We start from the raw sequence: 23,616 nt of genomic DNA, 5'->3' as shown, positions 1-23,616 counted from the left end.
TTCGCCCAGTACGATGACCGCCGTGCGACCCTGGGATGCCTTCACCGCCACCGAGGCGGAGGTCCGCACCATGGTCGCCGATCCGCGCTGGCAGGGGCTGTCCGTGCCCGACCGCGCCCACGTCCTGGCGGCCCGCATCCTGGTGACCCCCGACGGCGACCGGTGGCTGTTCGGCGCGCACGCGCGCTGGCACCTGTACGACCCCGCCGACGGCCGCTGGCACCTCGCGCCACCGCCCCGCAGGCTGCGGGCCCGGCGCGACGCGCACCAGGCCGCGGCGCTGCCCGACGAGGTGGTGCCGCACGGCTACGACTTCCACGCCGAGCCCGGCTCCACGCAGTCGTTCATCGGTCCCGACGTGCCCGAGGGCCTCACCGAGCAGGTCAGGCAGCTCGTACGCGCCTGCGGCCGCAAGTCGGAGCTGGACTACCCGCTGACGGCCTTCGGCGAGATCTTCGCCTCCGACGTGCCCAGCACGGTCGCCGCCGTGTGGGGCACGATCATGTGGTGCGCGTACGCGCCCGCCTTCGACGGCAACGAGCGGCTGATCACCGTCTTCGGCGAGTATCTGCGCCGGTCGTTGCCCGGCGACGAGTGGGTGCGCTGGCTGCCCGCGCCGCCGCTGCTCGACCTCGCCACGCTCGTCGCCGAGCGGCTGCGGGCCGGGCAGCCGCGCGCGGCGCTCAGGCTGGCCGCCGTCATGGCCGACACCGCGCAGATCCTGCTGCTCGACACCCGCTTCAGGCCGCGCGCGCTGGCGCTGCTCACGATGGTCGAGCCGATGCTGCGCAAGGCCGAGATCGACGAGCCGCACGAGGACGACGCGGCGCTGCGGCAGGCGTGGCTGAAACGCTGCCCGCCCCGGCTGTGCCGGGCGCTGCTCGTCGAGAACGACCCCGAGGGTCACTTCTCCCACTCCGTGTACGACCTCGTGGACGCGCTGTCCTTCATGCCCGACCCGCGCGAGGCGGCGGCCACGTTCCTCGCCGACCTTTCGGACTCGCGCGGCGTGCTGCCGGGGCGGCTGGACCACCGGCTGCGGATGGCGTACGAGGAGCTGCGCCGCGCGGGCCTGACGAGCACCTCGGCGGCCGAACGGACCGAGCCCGAGGGTTTCCCCGTACGCGGGGGCGGCGTGTCCGTGGCGCCCGCTCCCGTCATCGAGGTGGCGCCGCCCGACCGGGCGAGCGCGGCGGCCGTGCTGGGGGCCGCGTACGCGACGGGGCTTGCGTGGGAGCGGCTGACGGGGGCCAAGATGCCCGAGCGCGGGCTGGCGAGCCAGACGGCGCTGGTGCGTAAGATCGTCCATGAACGTGACGACCACCACACAGGTCACATGTAAACCAGTAATACCGCTATTTCCACCTTACCTCCCCACTATCGTTTCAACCCTTCCGATAACACCCGATTAGCTGAATTGTGATCTCGGAAACGGGAAATGATCCCCCTGGGGCCCCCTAGGCGACGAAAGGAATGACTCCGATGGGCCATGTCGCCGGAAGGGCCTGCGCCGTAACCTCGTAGAGGGTGTGGGCTGCGGAAGGAAGGACGACGCGGTGGGGCACGATGACCTGGACTCTCGGGTCCACGACCGTGTCGCGTTGGACGAGATTGCGCTCTACGCCGAGGTGCTCACGGCCGTGGCCGGTAGCGAGCGGCGGCTGACCTTGGACGAACTCGACGACGCGCTCGGATTGCGGACTTCGGCGAGCCGCTGAAGAACCATCACGATTACTAGCCCCGGGGACCTAGTTCCCGGCCCAAGGGGGTCGGGAACACCGGTTTCCGGGGTTTCACATAACTAGTCATTCCGCCACTCGGACTATCCCCCTCACGGATGAGCCCTCCCCTCTCCCAAAACGATCTTCCCGGCACGCCAGACCGAACGCGGGCGCGCACACTCGGACCATCCCCTCAGACACGAGCCCGCCCCACCCCCTGAGCGACCTTCACACGCCAGGCCGGACACGGGGCGTGTGCGTCACGGCCGCGCTGAGGGCGTCACGGGCAGCACGGGCATCAGGCGCGGAGGCGGAGGCCCCACAGCACGACCGCACAGACCGGGCCGGGCGAAGGCGTCAGGAGCGGACGAGGCGGGCGATGGCCGCGGAGGCCTCCTTGACCTTGGCATCGGCCTCAGGGCCGCCGGTGGCGATGGCGTCGGCCACGCAGTGGGAGATGTGCTCCTCGAGCAGCCCCAGCGCCACCGCCTGCAGGGCCCTCGTCGCCGCGGAGACCTGGGTCAGCACGTCGATGCAGTAGGCATCGTCGTCGACCATGCGCTGCAGGCCCCGAATCTGCCCCTCGATTCGCCGCAGGCGGGTGAGATATGCCTGCTTGTCTCCGCTGTACCCATGCATGCTTCTACGGTACCCGTAAGAGGTATGGCCCAGGTGATCTAGCGAAGCCCGGAGATGAGCTTCTCCCACTGTTCGGCGATCTCGTCGGCCGAGTGCCGCAGCGCCGTGTCGCGCGCCCCGGCCGCCAGCGACCGCCGCCGGCGCTCGTCGTCGATCAGCGCGAGCAGCGCCGCCGCGAACATCGAAGGGTCGTCCTCGGGCACCAGCACGCCGTTGTAGCCCGTCGCGACGAACTCCCTGGGCCCCCTGGCCCCCTCGTACGCCACCACCGGCACCCCGCAGCCCATCGCCTCCAGCACCGCCATGCCGAGGTCCTCGCTGCGCGAGGTGCTGGCCACGATCGACGCCTTGGCGAACTCGCCCGCGAGGTCGGGTGTGGTGCCCATGAAGTAGACGTGGTTGTGCAGGTTCAGCTCCCGCACCAGCGAGCGCAGCAGCCGCTCCTCCGGGCCGCCGCCGTACAGCCGCAGCCGCCAGTCGGGCCGCTTGTCGGCCACGATCGCGAACGCCCTGATCAGCCGGTCGTACGCCTTGACCGGCACCCACCGGCCGCCGGCGGCCACGATCCTGTTGTCCATGCGCGAGCGCGGCCGCGGCCCGCAGGGCAGCGCGTCGAGCACGCAGTGGACGGGCGGCCCGCCGTCGTCGAGCAGCCTGGTCCACTCCTCCTGCGCCGACTCGGTGGCCGTCACGACGGCGTGCAGGCGCGGATAGTAGCGCTTGACGGGGCCCGGCACGGCCGGCCTGCCCCACTCGCGGGCGATCTTGCGGGTCTCGCGCGGCGCGTGCCTGGCCACCTGCACGCCGATGCCCGGCCTGGTCGTGATCACCACGTCGGATCTGAGGTTGCGCAGCACCCGCCAGAGCGCGACCTCCGTACGCACCTGGCCGCGCGGCAGCAGGTGGCGCACGCCGGGCCTGGCGTCCACCACGCTGCGCAGTGAGACCTTGGAGCTGATGGGGAAGAACGGCTTCTCCTTCTGCCGCCTGACGCTGATCACCTCGACGTCGTGGCGTTCGGCCAGGGCCGTGGCCAGGTTCAGCATGGCGCGCACGTCACCGCGCATACCGTACGCGGAGGCGAGCACCAGGCTGATCCTCATCCGCCGACCTCGATCCGCAGCTCGTCGTCGGCGGTGTAGCAGGGCTTGATCAGCACGCCGTCCACCCGGGCCGACGGGTAGTGCAGCCGGCGCCGCTTGCCGTCCACGTCGTCGAGGCGTGAGCCGAGCCGCAGCCCCGTGGGCACGTCCTCCACTTCGAGCACCGGCTCCCACGTGCCGGAGCCCGCGGCGCCCTCCGGGTCGGCGGCCAGCACGTCCACCAACGACACGGCCGCGTGGAAGCGCACTCCCTGCACGGTCGCGTTGCCTTTCAGCCGGGCGCCGGTCTGCCTGCGGCTGAGCGTCAGCACGGCCTCGTGGCGCGAGTCGTCGTCCTCCAGGCCGGTGTAGGCGAGCAGGCCCATCACCTCGAAGCGGCCCTCCCTGAACCAGACCGAGCGCACCTCCGCCACCGGCTCCGCCTCGGAGATCTTCAGCGCGAGGTAGCCGTTGCGGGTGCGGTAGGAGCGGTAGGCGAGGGTGCGGCGGCACAGCGCGTACGCGTCGAGGTGGTCGAGCGAGAAGCCCGGGTCGATGCTGCGCAGCCTGGTGCGCTTGCCGCCGCGGCGCAGGTAGGCGTCCCACCGGCCGGCGGTGAGGCCGAGCGGCTCCAGCGACACCGCGAGCGAGGCCTCGCGCGCCCGGGCGCCCGGCGTGCCGAGCCGCACGGCGCGTTCCACGCCCGTGGTGCGGTGCCGCAGAACGAGTTCGGTGCCTTCCTCCAGAGGTCCGTCCATGGCGAGGCGCAGGGAGAGCACGTCGGCAAGGGTGACTTCGGCGTCTGTGACGACGACGCCCATCACTAGCCCCCTCCCCGTCCGAATAGAGCCATGCGACGTTGAGGTTACCGTGATTTTCCCGTTATGTGGATGCCGGATTTCTTCCTGTCACGTGCGTTGACATGCGACTCCTCCACATCAGGTGTGGAGGAGTCCGACATGTCGCGGTCAGGACGGGCTCTTGACGGACTTGATCAGGAGCTGCGCGACGTCCACGACCTCCAGCGATTCCTTGGCCTCGCCGTTGTTCTTCTTCTCGTTGATCGCGTCGCCGAGCATGACCATGCAGAAGGGGCAGGCGGTCGAGACCGTGTCAGGGTTCGTGGTCAGCGCCTCGTCCACGCGCTCGGTGTTGATGCGCTTGCCGATGCGCTCCTCCATCCACATGCGCGCGCCGCCCGCGCCGCAGCAGAAGCCGCGGTCCTTATGGCGGTGCATCTCCTGGGTCTGCACTCCGGGCACCTTCGCCATGATGTCGCGCGGCTGGGAGTAGACCTTGTTGTGGCGGCCGAGGAAGCACGGGTCGTGATAGGTGATCTTCTCCTCGATCGGGGTGATCGGGGTGAGCTTGCCCTCATCGACCAGCTTGGCCAGCAGCTGCGTGTGGTGCACGACCTCGTACGTGCCGCCGAGCTGCGGATACTCGTTGGCGAGCGTGTTGAAGCAGTGGGGGCAGGTGGCCACGATCTTCTTGACGCCGGCCTCGTTGAGCGTCTCGATGTTCTGCTGGGCGAGCATGTTGAACAGGTACTCCATGCCCAGCCGCCGCGCCGGGTCGCCGGTGCACGCCTCCATCGGGCCGAGCACCGCGAACTTGACGCCCGCGATGTGCAGCAGCTCCGCCACGGCCTTGGTGGTCTTCTTGGCCCGGTCTTCGAGCGCGCCCGCGCAGCCCACCCAGAACAGGTATTCGGCGTCCTCGGGCATCTTGTCCTCGACGACCTCGACCTCGAAGTCGAGCTCCTCGATCCAGTCGGCCCGCTTCATCTCGGACATGCCCCACGGGTTGCCCTTGTTCTCCAGGTTCTTGACCATCACTCCCGCCTCGGACGGGAACGACGACTCCACCATGACCTGGTAGCGGCGCATGTCGAGGATGTGGTCGATGTGCTCGATGTCCACCGGGCACTGCTCGACGCAGGCGCCGCAGTTGGTGCACGACCACAGCACGTCTGGGTGTATCACGCCTTCCTCGCCGACCAGCGGCTTCTCCAGCAGCGCGAGCACGTCGGCGTCCTTGTGCTCGACGCCGTTCTGCGCGGCCATCAGGTACGGCGCCACGGCGAAGGCGTGGTCGCGCTGGTCGAGGATGAGCATCTTCGGCGACAGCGGCTTGTCGGTGTTCCACGCCGGGCACTGCGACTGGCAGCGGCCGCACTCGGTGCAGGAGTAGAAGTCGAGGAAGCCCTTCCACGTGGTGTCGGCGATCTTGCCCCGGCCGAGCCGCTCGGGGTCGAGGTCCTCGTCTTCGAAGTCGACGGGCTTGCCGTCCACCCGCAGCTCCGGCGCGCCGCCGAGCCCGTCGGGGCGGCGGGAGAACAGCACGTTGAGCGGCGCGGTGAAGATGTGCAGGTGCTTGGAGTTCACCACGATGATGAGGAACACCAGCATGAAGCCGATGTGCAGCAGCAGCCCGATCTCTTCCAGCAGCGCGCTCTGCGGAAGCACGTCGCCGAGCGCCAGCGAGACGAACGCGCCCGAGGAGTAGGGGAAGTTGCCGTTGGCCGCCGCGGCGCCCCTGGCCAGGAAGAGGGTCCAGATGATGTTGAAGATCATGAACAGGACCAGCCAGGCGCCGCCCAGGTGCGAGCCGGAGAAGCGGGAGCGCCGGCCGAGCTGCTTGGGCGAGTTCTTGACCCGGATGACCGCGAACGCGACCAGGCCGAGCAGGCAGGCCACCGCGATGAAGTCCTGCAGGAAGCCGAGCACGCCCCAGGTGCCGATGAGCGGGATGTGGAAATTCGGCCGCCCGGTGATCGCGCCCTGGATGATCGCGCCGTACGCCTCGATGTAGACGGTCAGCAGGATGAAGAACGCCCACATGACGAAGAAGTGCGCGACGCCCGACGGCGTCCACTTGAGCAGCTTCTTCTGGCCGAAGACCTCGACGAGCTGCGCCTTGATCTCGTCGCCCACGTGAGTCTTGGCGTACTCGATCCGCTCGGGCGCGGGCGGGCCCACGGTGGCGAGCTTGTACAGGAACAGCACCCTTCGACCGGCCACGGCCACCGCCAGGACGGTCATGACGAGCCCGATGATGGCAACCCAGAGCACGGGTCCTCCCACAGACGACGTTGGCTGTCAGCGTACGGTCACCCGCTGCGCAGGCATAGGCCGATCCTACCCACGAGTAACTTTACTGGCTCACGCGACATACCCTAAGGTCGCCGCCCATTCTAGAACAATGCTCTACCCGTAGAAGTAGCGCTGAATCGTCGGCGCCAGCAGCTCGACCAGCTCCTCGATGCTCGCGCTCGCCAGGGGCTCCAGCTTGAGGACGTACCTACCCATGATCACGCCGAACATCTGCGCGAAGGCCGCCTCCACCCGCAGATGCGGCACCCCCAGACGGTCGGCCACCTGGTAGAGCAGCGCGTGCAGGATGAACTCGCGGAACATCGTCGCGGCCTGCTCGTTGGTCATCGCCGAGCGCAGCAGCGCCACCATCGGCTCGCGCATCTCCGGCTCGGCCGTCACCCGCAGCAACATGCCGACCAGCCGCTCGCCGATCTCCTCGCGCGGCCCCTCGAGCAGCAGCGGAATGACCTGCTCGGGCGTGATCGGCAGCTGCATGGCCGCGGCGAACATGCCCTCCTTCGTGTCGAAGTAGTGGTGCACGAGCGCGGGATCGACGCCGGCCTCGCGCGCGATGCCGCGTACGGTCGCCTTGTCGAAGCCCTTCTCCGCGAACACCTTCCGCGCCGCCGCCAGGATCTCGCCGCGCGTGTCCACCGCGCCGGGCCTGCGCCCCGGCCGCCGCCGCTGCGCGGTCATCGCCTCGCCCCGCTTCTCGCACCCGTCGCCGGGCGGCGCTGTGCCCCGCCGGTCCGTACGCCCGGCAGCGAGGGGCGCCCGCCCGTTTCCAGGCAGCGCGTCACCGGCCCACCGCCAGGTAGACCCGCATCGGCACCGACAGCACGCCCTCGGGAAAGGCCGCGCGCAGCTCCGCCCGCCGCCGCGCCACCACCTCGTCGGCCCGCTCCGGCGACAGCGCCGCCATGTACGAGTGAGAGCGCAGGTCGAGCAGGAAGTGCTCGATGCCGACCAGCCGCGTCCACGGGATCCAGCGCTCCCCCACCACCTCGAAGGCCGACGCGATCGGCGGCACCGACCACTCCTCCACGGCGGGGCCGTAGTAGGTGGGCACCTCCTCGGCCAGCCTCGTCTCGTACGCGGCCAGCCAGTCGGCCTGGGACGCGTGGTTGAAGTTCCAGCAGCCCACGATCGCGCCGCCGGGCCGCAGCACCCGCCGCGCCTCGGCGATGGAGGCGGCCGGGTCGAGCCAGTGCCACGACTGGGCGTACATCACCAGGTCGGCCACGCCGTCGGTCAGCGGCAGCGCGTTACCGTCGCCCAGCACGGCCGCGAGCGGCGCCTCCTCCCCGCCGGCATAGCCGTCCTCGCCGCCGCCCTGCCCGGCCTGCCCGGTGCCCTGTCCGGCTCGCCGGGCACGCCCTCGCTCGTCCTGCGCGCGCCCTCGACCGGCTCCCCGTCCGCCCGATTTGGCGACGAGGTGCGCAAGCATCGGCTCGCCGGGATCCACCGCGATCACCCGCGAGCCGCGCGCCCGCAGCGCCCGCGTCATGATGCCGGTGCCCGCACCCACGTCGACCGTCGTCGCGCCGTCGAGCTCGACGCCCGACACCTCGGTCATCGCGCGGTAGACCTCGTCGGGATAGCCGGGCCGCCCCTCGTCGTAGGCGTCGGCCACCCGGTCGAACGTCCGCGCCAGGTCCTTGAGCGGCCCGCTCACGTGGACGCCGCCAGGTGCAGCCGGGCGAAGGCCAGCCCTTCCGCGAGGTCGTCGATGCGCTCGGTGCGGCTGGCCGCCTTCCTCGTGTTGATCTCAAGGACCACGAGCCCGGAGTAGCCGTTGCCGGCCAGCCGCTCCAGGATCTGCGCGCACGGCTGGTTGCCCCTGCCGGGCACGAGGTGCTCGTCCTTGTTGGTCACGCCGATGCCGTCGGCCAGGTGGAGGTGCGCGAGCCGGTCGCCGAGCTTGGTCGCCATCTCCATGGCGTCGGAGCCCGACACGGCGGTGTGCGACAGGTCGAGCGTGACCTGGGGGAAGTCGTAGTCGATCGGGTTCCAGTCGGGTGCGTACGGCACCACGTCGTTGCCCCTGGCGCGCAGCGGGAACATGTTCTCCACCGCGAACGTGATGTCCGTCTCGTCGCGCATCCTGGCCAGCCCGGTCTCGAACTCGCGCGCGTACTCGCGCTGCCAGCGGAAGGGCGGGTGGACCACGACCGTGGACGCGCCGAGCCGCTCTGCCGCCTTCTGGGCCCGCAGCAGCTTGGCCCACGGGTCGCGCCCCCACACCCGCTGCGTCACCAGCAGGCAGGGCGCGTGGATGGCCAGGACGGGGACCTCGTAGTGATCGGAGAGCCGCTCGATCACGTCGATGTCCTGGCTCACGGGGTCGGCGCCGACCATGATCTCGACGCCGTCGTAGCCCAGGCGGGCGGCCAGCTCGAACGCGTCGGGAGTGCGTTCCGGATATACCGAGGCGGTGGACAATGCGATCTTCGCATTGGGCACGCGGATGACATCAGCCACGTAGCCAGCCTAAGCCGGAGAAGCCGATCTGGCGCGTCAGGCCCTTCTGCCCTGTCCGTATGTGCCTTCTGCCCCGTACAGACGAGCCGTACCGACGGCCTGTCCGGACGAGTGCGCGAAAGGCCCTAGCGTGGAACGCATGCCACGGATCGTGAAAGGCGCCATCCCCAGCCCGAACATCTGGAACACCCCGCAGATCTACGAGCTGGAGAACCGCGCCGTCGATCCCGACGGCGCCGCCGACGTGGCCATGCGCGCGCTGCGCCCCTGGGCCGGCGCCACGGTGCTCGACATCGGCTGCGGCACCGGCTACCACCTGCCGATCCTCGCCGCCGAGGCGGCGCGGGTGATCGGCGTCGAGCCGCACGGCGACCTGGCCGCGCTGGCCCGCCGCCGCTGCGCCGCGCTGCCCAACGTGACCGTCCACACCGCCGCCGCCCAGGACCTGCCGCTGCCGGACGCCGGGGTGGACGTCGCCATCGCGCGCTGGGCGTACTTCTTCGGCCCCGGGTGCGAGCCAGGGCTGCGCGAGCTGTCGCGGGTCATGCGCAGGGGCGGCGCCGCGTTCGTGGTGGACCTCGACGCGACGCGGGGCGCGTTCGGCCGGTGGTTCTCGCGTACGGTGCCGACCTACTCCGCGCGCGAGGTCGAGACGTTCTGGGACCGGCACGGCTGGCAGCGCAGGCCGCTCGACCTCAGAATGGTCTTCCAGCGCAGGGCCGACCTGGAGGCGGTGCTGCGCATCGAGTTCGCGCCCGAGGTGGCCGAGCAGGCCATCGCCGAGACGCCGGGGCTGGAGCTCGACTACCCCAACGTGCTGCGCTGGCGCTACTTCTGAACGCTTGACCTTGACACGAGTGTCAACGTTTAGCCTGGCCGCATGCGCATCGGTGAGCTGGCGGAACGCACCGGGGTGAGCACCCGCTCCCTCCGTTACTACGAGAAACACGGGCTGCTCCACGCCCGCAGGGCGTCCAACGGCTACCGGACCTACACCGAGGACGACGTCAGGCTCGTCTCGGAGATCCGCGCCCTGCTCCAGATCGGCTTCACCCTGGAGGAGACGCGGCCGTTCGTCGACTGCCTGCGCCGTGGTCACAGCACCGGCGGCTCCTGCGCCGAGTCGGTCGCGGTCTACGAGCGCAAGCTCAACGAGATCGACCGGGAGATCCGCGTGCTGCTCGCGCGGCGCGCCGAGGTGGCCGCCCAGCTCGCCCAGTCCTGTCCTGGTTGCTTCGTAAGGGGATGAAGATGATCACGCTGACCACCGACAACTACGAGGAGCGGGTGCTCAAGAGCGACGAGCCGGTGCTGGTCGAGTTCTGGGCCGAGTGGTGCGGGCCGTGCCGGATGGTGGGTCCCGTACTGGAGCAGATCGAGGCCGAGCACGGGCTGACCGTCGGCAAGCTCAACACCGACGAGAACCCCGAGATCATGACCCGCTACGGCGTCATGGCCGTGCCGACGATGCTGCTGTTCGAGGGCGGAGAGCCCGTCAAGCAGATCGTGGGCGCCAAGCCGAAGCGCCTGCTGGAGGCGGAGCTGGGCCTGTCCTGAGGCGATCGGCCGAGCCGGTCCTGCCCCGGGCCGGAACGACTGCCGGAGGCCGAGCTGGGCCTGTCCTGATCGGCCTCATCAGCCGGCGCGCCGCGCCGGTCGCGGTTACGGGCGGGACGGGTGGGATTGTCGGTGCCTGGCGCTAGCCTGCTGCTCATGGCCAAGACTGCCCAGAAGCCCGGATACCGCTGCACCGAGTGCGGCTGGCGCACCCCCAAGTGGGTGGGCAGGTGCGGTGAGTGCCAGGCGTGGGGCACGGTCGACGAAGAGGGCGCCCGCGCCGGCGCCACCGTCGTGCAGGCCGGTGCCACCACCGCTCCCGCCCTGCCCATCGGCCAGGTCAAGGCCGAGGTGGCGACGGCCCGCACCACCGGCGTGGGCGAGCTCGACCGGGTGCTCGGCGGCGGCCTGGTGCCAGGCGCCGTGGTGCTGCTGGCCGGCGAGCCCGGCATCGGCAAGTCCACGCTGCTGCTCGAGGCCGCCGCCCGTATCGCCGAGCGCACCACCGTCCTCTACGTCACGGGCGAGGAGTCCGCGGCCCAGGTGCGGCTGCGGGCCGACCGCATCGGCGCGATCCAAGAAAACCTTTACCTCGCCGCAGAGACCGAGCTGTCGGCCCTGATCACCCACGTGGAGAAGGTGCAGCCGCGGCTGCTGGTCGTCGACTCCGTCCAGACCATCGGCACCAGCCAGGCCACGGGCGTGCCCGGCGGGGTCACGCAGGTGCGCGAGGTGGCCGCCAACCTCGTGCGGCTGGCCAAGGAGCGCAACATGGCGACGCTCATCGTCGGCCACGTCACCAAAGAGGGCTCCATCGCCGGTCCGCGCACCCTTGAGCACCTCGTCGACGTCGTGCTCAACTTCGAGGGCGACCGCCACTCCCGGCTGCGCATGGTCCGCGCGATCAAAAACCGCTTCGGCCCCACCGACGAGGTCGGCTGCTTCGACCTCCACGAGCGCGGCATCGAGGGCATCACCGACCCGAGCGGGCTGTTCGTCTCCCGGCGCAGCGAGCCGGTGCCCGGCACGTGCGTCACCGTCACCGTCGAGGGCACCCGTCCGCTGCCCGCCGAGGTGCAGGCGCTGGTCGCGCGCACCGAGGCCCAGCAGCCCCGCCGCACCTCGTCCGGCCTCGACCCCTATCGCGTCCAGATGATCCTGGCGGTGCTGGAGCGCCGGCTCAACGCCCGGCTCGGCGGCTGCGACGTCTTCACCGCCACCGTGGGCGGCATCAGGCTGGCCGATCCCGCCGTCGACCTGTCGGTCATGCTGGCCGTCGCCAGCGCGGCCGGCGACAAGCCGCTGCCCTCCGGTCTGGTGGCGCTCGGCGAGGTCGGGCTCGCGGGCGAGCTGCGTCCGGTGAAAGACGTTCGCAGGCGGCTGGGTGAAGCGGCCAGACTGGGATTCAAGAGGGCACTCGTTCCCGCCGGATCGCTCGACGAGGGCGGGCGAAAGCGCGGCGGCCAGCGCGCATTGGTGCCGGTCGGGCCGGTCGCGTTCGCTCCCGGGTTCGAGGTGGTGCAGGCGGAGAACGTTTGGGACGCACTCACACACGTCACGTGAGCGCGGCTAAGCTGAGGTGACCGATCGACACGGGGGTCAGGTGGATAGGAGTCTTGACGACCGCCGTCGCGAAGCGCTGGCCGCTGTAGCGCCGGGCACTCCTCTGCGCGACGGCCTCGAACGCATCCTGCGCGGGCAGACCGGCGGGCTGATAGTCCTCGGCTACAACCGCACCGTCGAATCGCTCTGCAGCGGCGGTTTCGAGCTCGACGTCGAATTCTCGGCCACCCGGCTGCGCGAGCTCGCCAAGATGGACGGCGCCATCGTGGTGAGCGACGACCAGAAGATCGTCCGCGCCGCCGTCCACCTCGTTCCCGACCCGTCCATCCCCACCGACGAGTCCGGCACCCGCCACCGCACCGCCCAGCGCGTCGCCAGGCAGACCGGCCTGCCGATCATCGCGATCAGCAAGTCGATGCGGATCATCGCCCTCTACCTCGACGGCATCCGCTACGTGCTCGAAGAGTCGGCCGCGATCCTGTCCAAGGCCAACCAGGCGCTGGCCACGCTCGAGCGCTACAAGCACCGGCTCGACGAGGTCTCCGGCACGTTGTCGGCCCTGGAGATCGAAGACCTGGTGACGGTGCGCGACGTCGCGGCCGTGGCACAGCGGCTCGAAATGGTCCGCCGCATCTCCGACGAGATCAAGGGCTACGTCGTCGAGCTCGGCACCGACGGCCGGCTCCTCTCGCTCCAGCTCGACGAGCTGGTGGCCGGCGTCGACTCCGAGCGCGAGCTGGTCATCCGCGACTACCTCCCCGCCCCGGCCTGCTGCCGCCAGCGCCGCCTGCAGGAGGCCATGCACGACCTCGACCACTTGTCGGGCTCCGAGCTGCTCGATCTGTCGGCGGTGGCGCGCGTGCTCGGCCACAGCGGCAGCGACCAGCTCGAAAGCCCGGTCAGCCCGCGCGGTTTCCGCCTGCTGGCCAAGGTCCCCCGGCTGCCCGCCGTCGTCGTCGACCGCCTGGTCAACCACTTCGGCAGCCTGCAGAAGCTGCTGGCGGCCAGCATCGACGACCTCCAGGCCGTCGGCGGCGTCGGCGAGTCCCGCGCCCGCAGCGTCCGCGAGGGCCTCTCCCGCCTCGCCGAATCCTCCATCCTCGAACGCTACGTCTGACGCGACTCCTCCGTCCTCGAACACCACGTCTGACGCCGAACCCGCCATCCGCGAACGCTATGTCTGACGCCGGACCCGCCATCCGCGAACGCTATGTCTGACGCCGGACCCGCCATCCTCGAACACCACGTCTGACGCCAGACCCTCCATCCTCGAACGCCACGTCTTACCCTCCGGCTCCGCGCCTCCTCGGGTGACGTGGTTTCCCACCCGGCCGCCGAGCAGCGCCCCCTTTCTCCGTCTCACGTGAGCCTTGTCGCCCGGCAGCGCCCACCAGCGCACCGGAACTCCGACCGGGCTCCCCGCCAAAGCGCACAGCCCCTCGCGCCGGACCCAGGCCACCCACCACGACGCAAAAGCGCCCCACTGCGCCCAGGCACCCACTCTCGCGAGCTCCAACAGCCTCCTGCTCCCGGCGGCCGGACCGCACGGCTACTCCCGGCGACCGGAGCGCACGGCTATTCCGGCCGGGCCGCACGGTGAATGACTTATTTCACATCGGGGGATTTCTCGCGTCCCATGTCGAGACCGGCCGACCCGCTCCGACCCCTTGGTGACAACGACCACTGAAGGGAAACGGAAACCATGCGGAAGATCCTGTTCTGGGTGCACACCTCCATCGACGGCCACATCGAGGGCCCCGGTGGCGAGTTCGACTGGGCGATGATGGGCGAGGAGCTGTCGGCGTACTCCAACGAGCTCTGCGCGCGGGCCGGAGCCTTCCTGTACGGCCGAGGCGTCTGGGAGATCATGGTCGGCTACTGGCCGAACGCCGAAGCCCTGTCCGACGACCCGCACGACCTGACGTTCGCCCCCGTCTGGCGCAAGACGCCCAAGATCGTCGTCTCGACCACCCTGGAGCACGACGAGTGGGCCGCCGAAGTGATCCGCACCGACCCTGCCGAGCGCATCGCCGAGCTCAAGCGGCAGCCCGGCGCCGACATCCTGCTGATGGGCGGCGCGGGCCTGGCAGGCACGCTGACCCGGCACGGACTCATCGACGAGTACCACATCGCCGTGCACCCCGTGGTGCTGGGCGGCGGCCGCCCGCTGTTCCCGAACGGCACCGACCGGCTGGGGCTGCGGCTGGTGGAGTCGCGGGTCTGCGACAAGGGCGTGGTGGTGACCCGCTACGACCGCCCGTGACCCCAGCGGTGCTCGTGGTCAGCGCAGGTGGAAGACGCCCTTGTGGCTGCGCAGCCTGCCCATCCGCGCGATGGCCACGTACGTGCCGGGCAGCGCGGCGGGCGGCTCGGCCCGGCAGTCGGAGCTGGACCGCCGCCGGTTCCACTCCAGCATGCGCACGTACGGCACCCCGCGCCGCAACTGCTTGATCTCCGTGCCCTCGCCGCTCACGCAGTCGGCCGTCGACCAGATGCGGTCCGTCCCGGAGGTGATCCGGATCTCCATGGACCGGGGGCCGACGTCGGCCGTGCACATGACCGGCCCCGTGTTCACCAGCGTGACCAGGAAGGACGGCCGGGCGTCGCCGCTGTAGATCGGCTCCTTACCGCTGCCCTGGAGGCTGAGCACCAGATCCTTGTCCGAGCACGGCTCACCTGGTCGCCTCCGTTCGGAGGGCGACGCCTTGGGGCTGGCCGTCGGCGTGGGCGACGGGCTGGCGGTGCCCATGGCGAGCGTACGCAGGCCCGCGAGCAGCGGGTCGACGGTCGGCGTGGGGCTGACGCTCGGTGACGACTGAGCGCTGGACTCACGTTCCGGCCCGCTGCCGCCGCTTGAGCATGCCCACGCCACCACGGCCACCACGACGAGCACCGCGATCAGCACGCTCATCCGGCGCCGCCAGTAGATGTCACCGCCGTCGCCACGCATAGTATCCGGGTCCATACGCCAAGGATGGTGAGAGAGCGACCACGTTCGGTGACGACACGCCGACGGCCTTAATCTCCGAATACGCTTGACCGCGTGGTTGAGCCGAACCTCCTGCACGCCCCCGTTCTGGACTGGTACGAGGACAACGCCCGAGACCTCCCGTGGCGCGCCCCCGACGCGACCCCGTGGGGAGTGCTGGTCAGCGAGATCATGCTCCAGCAGACGCCGGTCGTCCGTGTCCTGCCGGTCTGGCACGAGTGGATGGAACGCTGGCCCACCCCCAAGGCGCTGGCCGCCGAGCAGCCGGGCGAGGCCGTACGCCACTGGGCCGGCTCGGCTACCCGCGCCGGGCGCTGCGCCTGCACGCCTGCGCCCGCGCCATCACCGAGGAGCACGGCGGCGAGGTGCCCTCAGACCACGACACGCTGCTGTCGCTGCCCGGCATCGGCGAGTACACCGCGGCGGCCGTGGCCAGCTTCGCCTTCGGCGGTCGTCACGCGGTGCTCGACACGAACGTGCGGCGGGTGTTCGCGCGGGCGATCCGCGGCGAGGAATACCCGCCGGCCGCAACCTCCGCCGCCGAACGCCGCCTCGCCGAGAGCCTGCTGCCCGAACTGGGCGCGCCCCGCTGGGGTGTGGCCGTGATGGAGCTGGGCGCGCTGGTGTGCACGGCCCGCTCCCCTCGCTGCGCCGACTGCCCGATCACCTCGCTGTGCGCCTGGCGTCTCGCGGGCAAGCCGCCGCACGAGGGCCCGGCCCGCAAGGGCCAGACGTACGCCGGCACCGACCGCCAGTGCCGCGGCCGCCTCCTCGCCGTGCTGCGCGAGGCCCACGGCCCGGTGCCCAAGTCGGCGCTCGACGTGGTGTGGGACGACGCCGTCCAGCGCGAACGCGCACTCGACGGCCTCATCGCCGACGGCCTGGCCGAGGTGCTGGACGACGGTACCTACCGCCTGCCCACCTGACGATTCCACCAAGGGAAGCTCACCGGGCGAACCGGACCCACAGTTCGGCCTCCCCCGCACCTCCTGGCAGGCCGATCAGGAGAGTTCACCGGGCGAACCGGCTCACCTGCCCCACAGGGGGACGATGCGCTCGTCGTCCTTAGGCGCGAGGTGGCAGGCGTCGGGCTCCGACGTACCACCAGGGTTGCAGACCTTCGCCCCACCCGCGCCTCCACCCGCCAGAACGCCGCCTCCGCCTGCCCCTGCGCGGGCGAGGCGAGCGTGGTCATCACGCCGTTCGGCGTCTCGGCCCGGCGCGCCTCTTTCGCCGTCACAACGCTCACCGCGCTCCCCCTCACGCGATCCACGGCGGAACGCCGTACTCGTCACCGCTGCCGTCGGCCGCGAGCGCCCGCGCCCCGGCGGGCGCCGTCACGACGGCGCTGTAGCCCGTTTCGGGGTCGGCCAGCACCCGCCGCACGGTATGCGCCGGCATGACGACCGTGTCCCCTGCGCCGACCGTGTACGTCTCTCCGCCCAGCTCCACGGTCGCCGCCCCGGCGATCCAGCTCCACACCTGCTCGCGGTCGAAGTCGTGCACCGGCCCCACGGCTCCCGGGTGCGCGTCGACCCGCCACATCGCCCGTGACGCCCCGCCCTGCGTCGGCGAGGCGAACGTCGTCATCACCCCGCCCGGAGTCTCCGACCGGCGCTGTCTATCGTGTCAAGCTCCGGCTTCGAACTGCCCCTGCGCCTGCTGCTCGCGTTCCGAATGATCATCGACGAGCTGCACGCCGAGAAGATCGTCCGCCTCACGCCGCGCGGGGCCGACGCGCTCACCCGTTCCGCCCGCATCTTCGGCACCCTGCGCGCCCGCTGGGCCGCCGAGCTGGGCGAGGACCGCCTGCAGGCCCTGGAGGCGGACCTTCGCACCATGACCCCCGCGAACCCGTGGCGCCTCGACACCCCGGGCTGGTTCGGCAACCTCTGACCGCCCCGGCACGCAAAAAGCCCGGCCAGCGAAAGAAGCACCGGCCGGGCCTTTGCAGATCGAGCCGCTCAGGCGGCCAGCTGCAGCCCCAGGGCGGTCAGGTTCGTACGCGCCCAGTCCAGCTCCTCGGCCAGCAGCGACACCAGCGCACCAGGCCCCTTGGCGCGGCCCGGCACGGTGAGGTTGTGGGTCTCCACTTCGATGTGAGCGCTGCCGCTCACCGCCCCCGACAGCATGGCGGTCAGCGTGTCGTGCAGCACGGCCCCAGTGCTGGGCGTCTCGCCCGTGTGGTTGTGGACGTGACCGAGCTTCACCACAGGCGCGCCCGCCTCGGCCAGCCCCTTGAGCGCCTGGCCCGGCTCCTCGGCCCCGCAGGCGAGGTGGCAGGCGTCGAGGCACACGCCCAAGTGTTCGGAGTCGATGCCGCCGACCCGTTCGAGCGCCTGCTCGGTGGTCTCCAGCACGCACCCAGGCCAGGGCTCGAAGCCGACCCTGATCGTCTTGCCGGTCGTGCTGTAGATGCCGCGCAGCTCGCGGGCCAGCCGCTCCAGGCGGCGGGTGGCGATGGCGTGCAGGTCGGCGGGCCAGTCGCGGCGCCATCCGATGGGGATGGTGGAGATGCTGCCGAACTGCACGTCCTCCGGCAGCAGGAACGCCAGAATCCTGGCCAGCGCCATCGTGTAGCGGTAGCGCTCGGGCTTGGCCCAGTCGGGGCCGGGCACCTCCTGGTTGCGGCCGCCGGTGCCGTTGAGGCTCACGACCTCAAGGCCGCGCTCCTCCAGGGAGCGGCGCAGCCGTACGAGCTCGATCCGGTCGGCGATGAGGTGGTCGGCGACGCTCGGGGACAGCCACAACCCGATGCCCATGCGCTCAACGCCCAGCCGCTTGCGCACCGGGACCGCGTAACGGGTGAGGTGCGCGATGAGGTTCTCCAGGTCCTCAGCGGGGTGGACGCCTGCGTTGTAGGCGAGGTGAACGAGCGTTCCGTCATCGTGACGCAGGCGCATCGGTTTCCTCCACGGCTTGCTTGTTGTGTCCCGTCGCCCGCCTCGTTGCGTGCGAGCCAGGTGAGCATGTTGCCTGTCTGCGGGTCGTATGCGCGTCCGCCCTGAGTCGATCGTCCGCTACTCCGCTGGGAGCAGCCTCAGCTCGGGATAACGCTCTTGTGGCTCACTTGGTGAGACTTGGCGATGCTCTACGCAGTGTAGTACTACTTCCGGTGGTGGCATACCCGGCCACCCAACAATTACGCAACGGTCATCACAAACCGGGATCATTCACCGTGAAGACCGCCTGTGGCCGCCTCGGAGCGCCCGGGGAACCTCCCACCCGCCCTGACCTTAGGACAAACGCCGAAAGCCTCCCAAACATCCCCTCAGCGCCTCACAAGCCCCCACTGGGCCACCACCCGGACAGAAAGCCGGAAGAGGTATTGCGCTGGGCCACATGAACATCGCATCGTGTGATCAGGGCCGCCTGGTCCGGGACCCCTCCCAAACCTCCGCACCGACAATGGCGGTGATCCGAGCAGGGCCGTGAGCCGTTCGTACGAGAAAGGCGCCACGATGGATCCGAGACCGGCGAGTGCCCATGACCTTCCACCTGAATCTGGGCCGACCTCCGACCCCTTGGCCGTGGCGCTCGGGAACGCCTCGCTGCTGGGCGTCGGATACCTGATGATGCGGCGGCGCGGGCTGGCATTCGGCTCCGTGGCGGTCACGATCGCGCTCGTCGTCGTGCTGGCCCTGGTCGCGCGGGTCACCTGGTTCGAGTACGTGGTGCTGCTGTGGTGGGTCCTCGTCACCGCCCACGGCTGGTGGCTGGCGAGCAGGGGCTTACAACGCGAGAACCCCGAGGAGAAGCGACGGCAACGGCTCGTCGGGCTGGCCGCGGCCCTCGTCGTCCTGCTGGCCGCCGGCTACCTGCGGTTGGACGCCTACCGTATCCACCAGGAGGCCGCGGCGGCCCACCGTGACGGCGACTGCACACGAGCCCTGTCGGCTCTGGCAGGGCTTTGGGCCGGGCACCGGGTGGCCGACTCCCCGCTGACCGCCCGGGCCGAGAACGAGGGCGCGGCCTGCGAGCTGCTGGTGACCGCCGAGCGGCAGGCTTCGACCGATCGGCTGCTGGCCGCCCGTACGCTCGAGACTTACCACGCGCACCCGGGCGCGCTGTGGCAGGGCGTGGACGGACGCAGGGCCGACCTCTTCCTCGCGCAGGCCGCCGGCGACCTGAACACCGCCCTGACCGGCGACACCAAGGCCCTGGAGTCGGGCTTCGGCCACCTGTCGCAGGCGCTCAAAGAGGCCGCCGGCCAGGAGGCGAAGGCAGGCAAGGTCCTGGACGACTTCCTGAAGGCCCTGCCGACCAAGGACGCCTGCGAGACCAAGACGATCACCGACTGGCTCGGTGAACGGCCTTCCGATGGCGGGGTGCTGGCCCGCGCCGCCGAGATCGTCCCGAAGGTCGCGCCCGCTGCGATCGTCGAATGCGGTGACGCCCTGGCGAAGGACAAGAAGTGGAAGAAGGCCAAGGCGCAGTACGAGCAGCTCCTCAAGCAGTACCCCAAGGACGACCTCGCATCCAGGGCCAAGGACGGCAGGAAGCGGGCCGGCCTGGAGATCGAGCTGGCGAACGTCCGCAAGCTGCTCAAGGGCGGCAAGCCCAAGTACTGCAGCAGGCCCGCGCCCTACTCCGGCGCGAAGCCGTACCGGGGCAGGGGGCCGCACCGCGCGATCCTGATCGGCAACAGCGGCCACAGGAAGAAGCTGCCCTCCTCGTGGGTGACCAAGGACCCCGCGAAGGCCGTCCTGGTGATCTGCGCCGGCGAGACCACGTACGGCTCTTCGGTCAGAACCTGCCCGTACAGGTCCACCACCAGCTTGACCGCTTTCAGCCCCAGCTACGTGACGTTCAAGAAGCGGAAGGTCCCCGTACGCGTCTACGAGCTGCGCACCGGCAAGCGCGTCGGCCCGCGCAGCGTGCAGATCGGCGGCTCCGCCTGCCCGCGCCGCATCCACTACACCTACTGGGGCGGCATCGACACCGGCCCGCCCAGCGAGATGTACGTCAAGTCCTCGAAGTCGGACATCCGCGCCGCCTACGGAAAGCTGATCCGCCCGTGACGTGACGCGGGCACCCGGCATGGACGCCACAAGGGCGCGGGCAGGCGGACCCGCACCCCACACCACCCGCGACACCCGGCCGCCCAGCAGGCGGGCCGGCGCTCCCCTGGAAAGCGGGTCTGGCGAGCTCGTCCCGGACGGCCTGGCCCCGCGGAGCGTCCCGCAGTCCCGGTCCCGTGCACGCCATAAGGCTGCTCAAGCACGCTCGTGCCCAGCGGCGAGGCCCAAGCCCCGGGAGGCGGCGGCCCGCAGCGCGCCTTCAAGAAGCGCCCCAGCGGCGCGCCGACGCCGTCCCTGTCGAAGAACCGAGCGCCCCCGCACAGCCACCCGCGAAAAGGCCCCAGGCACGCGGAAGCCCCCGTGCGAGCGACTCACACGGGGGCTTCCGGTTCAGCCCCCTAAGGAAGGGACGTCAGTTCTGGATCGGAGCTGCGATCGCGGCGGCCGAGTCCGGGATCTTCGAGGCGGTCTCGCCCTTGAAGACGAACTTGGCGTCGTCGCCCTCGCCCTCGACCGTCACCTTCACGACCTGACCGGGCCGGAGCTCGCCGTACAGGATCTTCTCCGACAGCGAGTCCTCCAGCTCGCGCTGGATCGTACGGCGCAGCGGCCGGGCGCCCATGACCGGGTCGTAGCCGCGGTCGGCGAGCAGCTGCTTGGCCTCGGGCGAGACCTCGAGCCCCATGTCGCGGTCCTTCAGCCTGGCGTCGACCTGGGCGAGCATCAGATCCACGATCTGGATGATCTCGACCGGCGTGAGCTGGTGGAAGACCACGATGTCGTCGACACGGTTGAGGAACTCGGGCCGGAAGTGCTGCTTGAGCTCCTCCTGGACCTTCGCCTTCATCCGCTCGTAGTTGGACTCGGTGTCGTTGGACTTCGCGAACCCGACCCCGATGCCCTTGGAGATGTCGCGGGTGCCGAGGTTGGTGGTCATGATGATGACCGTGTTCTTGAAGTCGACCACCCGGCCCTGGGCGTCGGTCAGGCGACCGTCTTCCAGGATCTGCAGCAGCGAGTTGAAGATGTCGGGGTGGGCCTTCTCGATCTCGTCGAACAGGACCACGGAGAACGGCTTGCGCCGCACCTTCTCGGTGAGCTGACCGCCCTCCTCGTAGCCGACGTAGCCGGGAGGCGAGCCGAACAGCCGGGAGACGGTGTGCTTCTCCATGAACTCCGACATGTCCAGGCTGATCAGCGCGTCTTCGTCGCCGAAGAGGAACTCCGCGAGCGCCTTGGACAGCTCGGTCTTACCGACGCCGGACGGGCCGGCGAAGATGAACGAACCGCCGGGACGGCGCGGGTCCTTCAGCCCGGCGCGGGTGCGCCGGATGGAGCGCGACAGGCCCTTGATGGCGTCGTCCTGGCCGATGATCCGCTTGTGGAGCTCGTCCTCCATGCGGAGCAGGCGCTGCGACTCCTCCTCGGTCAGCTTGAAGACCGGGATGCCGGTGGCGGTCGCCAGGACCTCGGCGATGAGCTCCTGGGTGACCTCGGCGACGACGTCCATGTCGCCGGCCTTCCACTCCTTCTCCCGCCGCTCGCGCTTGAGCTGGAGCTGCTTCTCCTGGTCGCGGAGTGCAGCGGCCTTCTCGAAGTCCTGCGCGTCGATCGCGGACTCCTTGTCGCGGCGGACGTTGGCGATCTTCTCGTCGTACTCGCGCAGGTCCGGCGGCGCGGTCATCCTGCGGATGCGCATGCGGGAGCCGGCCTCGTCGATGAGGTCGATCGCCTTGTCGGGCAGGTAGCGGTCGCTGATGTAGCGGTCGGCCAGCTGCGCGGCGGCCACCAGCGCGTCGTCGGTGATGGACACGCGGTGGTGTGCCTCGTAGCGGTCGCGCAGACCCTTGAGGATCTCGATCGTGTGGCTGAGCGACGGCTCGGCCACCTGGATCGGCTGGAAGCGCCGCTCGAGTGCCGCGTCCTTCTCCAAGTACTTGCGGTACTCATCGAGCGTGGTCGCGCCGATCGTCTGCAGCTCGCCGCGGGCCAGCATCGGCTTGAGGATGCTGGCGGCGTCGATCGCGCCCTCGGCGGCGCCCGCACCCACGAGCGTGTGCAGCTCGTCGATGAACAGGATGATGTCGCCGCGCGTGCGAATCTCCTTCAGCACCTTCTTCAGGCGCTCTTCGAAGTCACCGCGGTAGCGGGAGCCGGCGACCAGGGCGCCGAGGTCAAGCGTGTAGAGCTGCTTGTCCTTCAGCGTCTCGGGCACCTCGCCCCTGACGATCTTCTGCGACAGGCCCTCGACGACGGCGGTCTTGCCGACGCCGGGCTCGCCAATGAGAACGGGGTTGTTCTTGGTCCTCCTGGAGAGGACCTGCATGACCCGCTCGATCTCCTTCTCGCGGCCGATGACCGGATCCAGCTTGCCCTCGCGGGCGGCCTGGGTCAGGTTACGGCCGAACTGGTCGAGCACCAGGGACGTGGACGGGGCCGACTCCTGGGGGCCGCCCGCCGCGGCCGGCTCCTTGCCCTGGTAACCGTGGAGCAACTGGATGACCTGCTGCCGGACACGGTTGAGATCAGCTCCAAGCTTGACCAGCACCTGGGCGGCCACACCCTCACCCTCGCGGATGAGCCCGAGCAGGATGTGCTCGGTGCCGATGTAGTTGTGACCCAGCTGCAAAGCCTCACGGAGCGACAGCTCGAGGACCTTCTTGGCCCGCGGGGTGAACGGAATGTGCCCCGACGGAGCCGACTGGCCCTGGCCGATGATCTCCTCGACCTGCTGGCGCACACCCTCAAGGCTGATGCCCAGGCTCTCGAGAGCCTTGGCGGCCACGCCCTCACCTTCATGGATCAAACCAAGAAGAATGTGCTCAGTGCCGATGTAGTTGTGGTTGAGCATCCTGGCCTCTTCCTGGGCCAAGACGACAACACGCCTCGCTCGGTCGGTGAACCTCTCGAACATCTCGTCGCTCCTCACAGAGCGGTCAGTCAGGCCGGTAAATCCGGTCCCGTCCTCCCGCATGCTAGCCCTGGCTCGGCGAACCGTGCCCTCTGCCGCTGACACGCTCTATAGCAGACACGTTCCCCGAGAGCAGGGCGTTCACCCTCCATCCAACTACTGATCGGGGGTGACGTGTTCCCGCTACGCCGCAAGCGAACGATGTTTAAGCCGTCTCTCAGGAACGACTGGAATTGCCACTCGCGGCGCATGCGGATCACACACGCATCTGGCCGCCGGACGCCTCGTACGACGCGGCGTTGGGGACGCCACTTCGCCCGCGCATCAGCACTGATGCAACGTCCGTATCTGTTACGTAATCATCGTATGTCGTGATGCGAGGCTTGGCCAAGCGAGCCCGTTACGCATCGAACACGATCAACCACAGTGCGCGCACCGCGCTCCCGGAAGGCCCGTACCGTCGGTAATCGGTATTCCGCCATCCGATCAGGACGGTTACCGAACCCATCCCGCATGATGAGACGCGCTCGGCGGTTGATGCGATGCATTCTCTC

Annotated in this window: 20 protein-coding genes and 1 pseudogene; 10 read left to right on the top strand and 11 right to left on the bottom strand. The window is 70.0% G+C overall.

Translation table 11 applies throughout. The features are described from left to right. Positions 1 to 13 precede the first annotated feature (13 nt). Entirely contained in the window at positions 14 to 1,342 is a 1,329-nt protein-coding gene (locus WBK31_RS37410; RefSeq protein ID WP_364063918.1) for a hypothetical protein, read from the top strand. A 736-nt stretch (positions 1,343 to 2,078) separates the two neighbouring features. Here the strand turns inward: WBK31_RS37410 and WBK31_RS37405 are convergent. The 7 genes from WBK31_RS37405 to WBK31_RS37375 form a co-directional block, all read right to left on the bottom strand. Continuing rightward, complete coding sequence (locus WBK31_RS37405; RefSeq protein WP_049560737.1) at positions 2,079 to 2,360, bottom strand: metal-sensitive transcriptional regulator; 282 nt, start codon at positions 2,358 to 2,360, stop codon at positions 2,079 to 2,081. 38 nt (positions 2,361 to 2,398) lie between these two features. Continuing rightward, entirely contained in the window at positions 2,399 to 3,463 is a 1,065-nt protein-coding gene (locus WBK31_RS37400; RefSeq protein ID WP_406673931.1) for a glycosyltransferase, read from the bottom strand. Then, a complete protein-coding gene (locus WBK31_RS37395) occupies positions 3,460 to 4,263 on the bottom strand; it encodes a hypothetical protein (RefSeq protein WP_406673930.1) in 804 nt (267 codons plus the stop codon). Before WBK31_RS37395 ends, WBK31_RS37400 begins: the two co-directional genes overlap by 4 nt. A 147-nt stretch (positions 4,264 to 4,410) precedes the next feature. Further along, on the bottom strand, positions 4,411 to 6,516 hold the full coding sequence (locus WBK31_RS37390) for a (Fe-S)-binding protein (RefSeq protein ID WP_364063928.1): 2,106 nt from the start codon (positions 6,514 to 6,516) through the stop codon (positions 4,411 to 4,413). A gap of 135 nt (positions 6,517 to 6,651) precedes the next feature. Further along, complete coding sequence (locus tag WBK31_RS37385) at positions 6,652 to 7,236, bottom strand: TetR family transcriptional regulator (RefSeq protein ID WP_364063931.1); 585 nt, start codon at positions 7,234 to 7,236, stop codon at positions 6,652 to 6,654. Positions 7,237 to 7,336: 100 nt separating this feature from the next. Next, entirely contained in the window at positions 7,337 to 8,215 is an 879-nt protein-coding gene (locus WBK31_RS37380) for a class I SAM-dependent methyltransferase (RefSeq protein WP_364063934.1), read from the bottom strand. Beyond that, complete coding sequence (locus WBK31_RS37375; RefSeq protein ID WP_364063937.1) at positions 8,212 to 9,021, bottom strand: sugar phosphate isomerase/epimerase; 810 nt, start codon at positions 9,019 to 9,021, stop codon at positions 8,212 to 8,214. The genes WBK31_RS37380 and WBK31_RS37375 overlap by 4 nt, the downstream gene beginning before the upstream one ends. A gap of 139 nt (positions 9,022 to 9,160) precedes the next feature. On the opposite strand from WBK31_RS37375, the gene WBK31_RS37370 reads away from it, so the two are divergent. The 6 genes from WBK31_RS37370 (at position 9,161) to WBK31_RS37345 (ending at position 14,404) form a co-directional block, all read left to right on the top strand. After that, positions 9,161 to 9,859, top strand: coding sequence for a class I SAM-dependent methyltransferase (locus WBK31_RS37370; RefSeq protein WP_406673929.1), 699 nt, complete (start codon positions 9,161 to 9,163; stop codon positions 9,857 to 9,859). 42 nt (positions 9,860 to 9,901) lie between these two features. Further along, positions 9,902 to 10,270 carry a MerR family transcriptional regulator gene (locus WBK31_RS37365; RefSeq protein ID WP_364063943.1) on the top strand — a complete coding sequence of 123 codons (369 nt, stop codon included), beginning with the start codon at positions 9,902 to 9,904 and terminating at the stop codon, positions 10,268 to 10,270. A gap of 2 nt (positions 10,271 to 10,272) precedes the next feature. After that, positions 10,273 to 10,578 (top strand): thioredoxin, encoded by a 306-nt coding sequence (gene trxA / locus WBK31_RS37360; protein WP_364063945.1) that lies wholly within the window; start codon positions 10,273 to 10,275, stop codon positions 10,576 to 10,578. Between the two features lie 156 nt (positions 10,579 to 10,734). Continuing rightward, positions 10,735 to 12,141 (top strand): DNA repair protein RadA, encoded by a 1,407-nt coding sequence (radA, locus tag WBK31_RS37355; protein ID WP_364063947.1) that lies wholly within the window; start codon positions 10,735 to 10,737, stop codon positions 12,139 to 12,141. A gap of 40 nt (positions 12,142 to 12,181) precedes the next feature. Next, positions 12,182 to 13,258: a DNA integrity scanning diadenylate cyclase DisA gene (gene disA, locus WBK31_RS37350; protein ID WP_406673928.1), complete on the top strand. Its 1,077-nt coding sequence runs from the start codon at positions 12,182 to 12,184 to the stop codon at positions 13,256 to 13,258. 585 nt (positions 13,259 to 13,843) lie between these two features. Continuing rightward, complete coding sequence (locus tag WBK31_RS37345) at positions 13,844 to 14,404, top strand: dihydrofolate reductase family protein (RefSeq protein WP_378785727.1); 561 nt, start codon at positions 13,844 to 13,846, stop codon at positions 14,402 to 14,404. A gap of 18 nt (positions 14,405 to 14,422) precedes the next feature. Here WBK31_RS37345 and WBK31_RS37340 read toward each other — a convergent pair whose 3' ends face one another. Then, entirely contained in the window at positions 14,423 to 15,106 is a 684-nt protein-coding gene (locus tag WBK31_RS37340; RefSeq protein WP_364063956.1) for a hypothetical protein, read from the bottom strand. A gap of 195 nt (positions 15,107 to 15,301) precedes the next feature. Here WBK31_RS37340 and WBK31_RS37335 point away from each other — a divergent pair. After that, a pseudogene (locus tag WBK31_RS37335) lies at positions 15,302 to 16,056 on the top strand (A/G-specific adenine glycosylase). Positions 16,057 to 16,390: 334 nt separating this feature from the next. On the opposite strand, the gene WBK31_RS37330 reads toward WBK31_RS37335, so the two are convergent. Next, positions 16,391 to 16,720 carry a cupin domain-containing protein gene (locus WBK31_RS37330; RefSeq protein WP_364063960.1) on the bottom strand — a complete coding sequence of 110 codons (330 nt, stop codon included), beginning with the start codon at positions 16,718 to 16,720 and terminating at the stop codon, positions 16,391 to 16,393. Between the two features lie 36 nt (positions 16,721 to 16,756). Between WBK31_RS37330 and WBK31_RS37325 the strand changes: the two genes are divergently transcribed. After that, entirely contained in the window at positions 16,757 to 17,026 is a 270-nt protein-coding gene (locus WBK31_RS37325; protein ID WP_364063963.1) for a hypothetical protein, read from the top strand. A 68-nt stretch (positions 17,027 to 17,094) separates the two neighbouring features. Here the strand turns inward: WBK31_RS37325 and WBK31_RS37320 are convergent, their stop codons facing one another. Next, a complete protein-coding gene (locus WBK31_RS37320) occupies positions 17,095 to 18,033 on the bottom strand; it encodes a TIM barrel protein (protein WP_364063966.1) in 939 nt (312 codons plus the stop codon). 627 nt (positions 18,034 to 18,660) lie between these two features. Between WBK31_RS37320 and WBK31_RS37315 the strand changes: the two genes are divergently transcribed. After that, positions 18,661 to 20,151: a hypothetical protein gene (locus WBK31_RS37315; RefSeq protein WP_364063969.1), complete on the top strand. Its 1,491-nt coding sequence runs from the start codon at positions 18,661 to 18,663 to the stop codon at positions 20,149 to 20,151. A gap of 412 nt (positions 20,152 to 20,563) precedes the next feature. On the opposite strand, the gene WBK31_RS37310 is transcribed toward WBK31_RS37315, so the two are convergent. Continuing rightward, the gene (locus tag WBK31_RS37310) at positions 20,564 to 23,065 is read right to left on the bottom strand and encodes an ATP-dependent Clp protease ATP-binding subunit (protein ID WP_364063972.1); all 2,502 of its coding nucleotides are present in this window, start codon (positions 23,063 to 23,065) and stop codon (positions 20,564 to 20,566) included. Between the last annotated feature and the right edge of the window lie 551 nt (positions 23,066 to 23,616).

Origin of the sequence: Nonomuraea sp. N2-4H, from assembly GCF_045291505.1 — a bacterium.
GTDB lineage: Bacteria > Actinomycetota > Actinomycetes > Streptosporangiales > Streptosporangiaceae > Nonomuraea > Nonomuraea fastidiosa.
The sequence above is the reverse complement of the archived record's forward strand: the minus strand, read 5'-3'. Positions and strand labels throughout refer to the sequence as shown.

Excerpts from the sequence above, each read along its gene's own strand:
- WBK31_RS37410 (WP_364063918.1), top strand. The coding sequence starts at position 14 with ATGACCGCCGTGCGACCCTGGGATGCCTTCACCGCCACCGAGGCGGAG.
- WBK31_RS37405 (WP_049560737.1), bottom strand. The coding sequence starts at position 2,360 with ATGCATGGGTACAGCGGAGACAAGCAGGCATATCTCACCCGCCTGCGG.
- WBK31_RS37400 (WP_406673931.1), bottom strand. The coding sequence starts at position 3,463 with ATGAGGATCAGCCTGGTGCTCGCCTCCGCGTACGGTATGCGCGGTGAC.
- WBK31_RS37395 (WP_406673930.1), bottom strand. The coding sequence starts at position 4,263 with ATGGGCGTCGTCGTCACAGACGCCGAAGTCACCCTTGCCGACGTGCTC.
- WBK31_RS37385 (WP_364063931.1), bottom strand. The coding sequence starts at position 7,236 with ATGACCGCGCAGCGGCGGCGGCCGGGGCGCAGGCCCGGCGCGGTGGAC.
- WBK31_RS37370 (WP_406673929.1), top strand. The coding sequence starts at position 9,161 with ATGCCACGGATCGTGAAAGGCGCCATCCCCAGCCCGAACATCTGGAAC.
- WBK31_RS37365 (WP_364063943.1), top strand. The coding sequence starts at position 9,902 with ATGCGCATCGGTGAGCTGGCGGAACGCACCGGGGTGAGCACCCGCTCC.
- trxA (WP_364063945.1), top strand. The coding sequence starts at position 10,273 with ATGATCACGCTGACCACCGACAACTACGAGGAGCGGGTGCTCAAGAGC.
- radA (WP_364063947.1), top strand. The coding sequence starts at position 10,735 with ATGGCCAAGACTGCCCAGAAGCCCGGATACCGCTGCACCGAGTGCGGC.
- WBK31_RS37345 (WP_378785727.1), top strand. The coding sequence starts at position 13,844 with ATGCGGAAGATCCTGTTCTGGGTGCACACCTCCATCGACGGCCACATC.
- WBK31_RS37340 (WP_364063956.1), bottom strand. The coding sequence starts at position 15,106 with ATGGACCCGGATACTATGCGTGGCGACGGCGGTGACATCTACTGGCGG.
- WBK31_RS37330 (WP_364063960.1), bottom strand. The coding sequence starts at position 16,720 with ATGACGACGTTCGCCTCGCCGACGCAGGGCGGGGCGTCACGGGCGATG.
- WBK31_RS37320 (WP_364063966.1), bottom strand. The coding sequence starts at position 18,033 with ATGCGCCTGCGTCACGATGACGGAACGCTCGTTCACCTCGCCTACAAC.
- WBK31_RS37310 (WP_364063972.1), bottom strand. The coding sequence starts at position 23,065 with ATGTTCGAGAGGTTCACCGACCGAGCGAGGCGTGTTGTCGTCTTGGCC.